The following is a 2,112-nucleotide window of genomic DNA, read 5'->3' as shown; positions in this document are numbered from 1 at the left end:
TTTTGGGCAATCGGCCGGAAACGCGCGATGAATTGGCTCGAGCAAAACGGGTTTCCCGAGCCTGGGGATGGCGGGCAGGCCGCGCTTGAACGCTACGTGGCCGACATACTCGCCGCGCGTGGGCATAATCCTGCCGAGTCGACGATCCGTGGATACGTGCGCAAGTGGATCGACGAGTATCGCGCTCGCGTCAACAACGGCTCGCCCACGCGGAGCTGCACCTAACCTATTGATCGAGTAAGGCCGATTTGAGCTGAAATTGGCCTTGATTGGCCCAATCGGCCGACTCGCGCCGGGATATATGGAAGATTCCAGATCCCAATCATCGAGGGGATCACATGTCTATACTCCTACCGCTCACCGACGAACTTGCCGACGATCTTCTCTATGGCGCCGCACCGTCCCGACGATGCATTGCCTGCCGTCATCGGAGATGAGTGGTGTTGTCGACACAATCAGCGTCGGCGAAGGCCAGCCCGACACGGCCATGGCCGGCCGAACAGGTTGAGCTGTGGCCGATCGAACGGCTGATACCCTATGCGAACAACCCGCGGCTTCACAGCGCGGCCGATATCGAGAGGATCGCCGCCTCCATCCTCGAATGGGGGTGGACGAACCCGGTCCTAGCGGACGAACACGGTGTGCTGATCGCCGGTCACTGCAGGGTCGCGGCCGGCGCGATGTTGGGGCTGACGGTGCCGGTCCCGGTGATCGTCGCACACGGCTGGAGCGAGGAGGAGAAGCAGGCCTATCGCCTGGCCGACAATGAATTGGCGGCGCTGGCGAGCTCATAGCTGTCCGGGATTCTAACGCAGAGTGAAACGCACGGCAGACAAACCCAACATCTTGGGCCAAAATCGTGTTGTGCAAACATGATTTTGAGGTCTGCCGTGCCCCACAGTCGTACCGCATTTCACGAGCTGTTGAAACCGCTGGATCGCCGGATGATCGCCCGCACGGTTGCCGCGCATGACGGCGATCATGGCGTGGGCAGCGGCGACAACGCCTGGACCTGCGAGCGCCATCTGCGAAGTTTGCTGTTCGCGCAATGGCAGGGATTGATCAGTCTGCGCGAGATCGTGGCCGGACTGGGCGCGCATAGCCGCTCCTTCTATCACCTCAATCTGCGCGCGCCGTGCCGTTCGACCCTGGCCGACGCCAATGGCGCACGGCCGGCGGCGGTGTTTCGCGACATCGCGCTGGCGCTGATCCCGGTTGCCGCCGGCCGGCTGCGCCGCGACGGCGAAGCGCTGATCCGACTGCTCGATTCGACGCCGATCCCGCTCAAAGGCGATGGCTTTGCTTGGGCCGAGGCCAATGCCCGTACCCGTGGTCTGAAATTGCATCTGCTGCATGATCTGCGGCAGGGTCAGCCAGTGTGGTTCGACGTGACCTCGGCCAAGGTCGATGACGTCGTCGCCGGCCGCGCCATCCCGCTGCAGCCCGGCGCCACCTATGTCTTTGACAAGGGCTATACCGATTACCGCTGGTGGTCGGCGATCATCGAGGCCGGCGCGGTCTTCCTCACCCGCCGCAAGCGCAACGCGCATTGCCGCCTGGTCGGCAAGCGCAAGGCCAAGGGCGACGGCATCCTCGCCGACCGCTTGATCAAGATCGGCCATCGTCAGCCCCGCGGCGGGGCGCCGCTCAACCCGCTCTACGACGTCGCGCTGCGCGAGATCGTTGTCGCCCGCCCGGATCATGACGAGCCGCTCTATCTGCTCACCAACGATCGCAAGCGGCCGGCTACCGAGATCGCACAGCTCTACAAAGCGCGTTGGGAGATCGAGTTGCTGTTCAAATGGCTCAAACAGAACCTCAAGATCCGCCGCTTTCTCGGCCGCAGTGAAAACGCCGTGCGCATCCAGATCTATGTCGCGCTGATCGCCTTTATGCTGTTGCGCATTCTGCACCACACCGCCGCCCGCGCCTTCAACGGCAGCACCGCACTGCTCCTCACTCACCTCAAGCTCAGCTTGTTCAGCCCGTTCAGTCTGCGCCAAAGCCGAACCCCGCCTCCTAAACCACCCGCCCTGCGGCCGCCCAATCCACAAGCTTGCTTCGCATTCCGATGAAACCAAACATGCTCCACAATTCCGGACAGCTATGCGC

3 protein-coding genes are annotated in these 2,112 nt (G+C 62.9%); all 3 read left to right on the top strand.

Annotated features, from left to right (window positions below; genetic code table 11):
* Positions 1-225: hypothetical protein (locus tag JOZ76_RS16970; RefSeq protein WP_291699939.1), on the top strand; the 225-nt coding region annotated here is incomplete at its 5' end.
* A 215-nt stretch (positions 226-440) separates the two neighbouring features.
* Complete coding sequence (locus JOZ76_RS16965; RefSeq protein WP_291699938.1) at positions 441-794, top strand: ParB/Srx family N-terminal domain-containing protein; 354 nt, start codon at positions 441-443, stop codon at positions 792-794.
* A 96-nt stretch (positions 795-890) separates the two neighbouring features.
* The gene (locus tag JOZ76_RS16960; protein ID WP_291699936.1) at positions 891-2,075 is read left to right on the top strand and encodes an IS4 family transposase; all 1,185 of its coding nucleotides are present in this window, start codon (positions 891-893) and stop codon (positions 2,073-2,075) included.
* The last annotated feature ends 37 nt before the right edge of the window (positions 2,076-2,112 follow it).

It is taken from the genome of Bradyrhizobium sp., from assembly GCF_019244115.1.
Lineage (GTDB): Bacteria > Pseudomonadota > Alphaproteobacteria > Rhizobiales > Xanthobacteraceae > Bradyrhizobium.
This window is presented reverse-complemented; position numbering and strand designations above follow the sequence as displayed.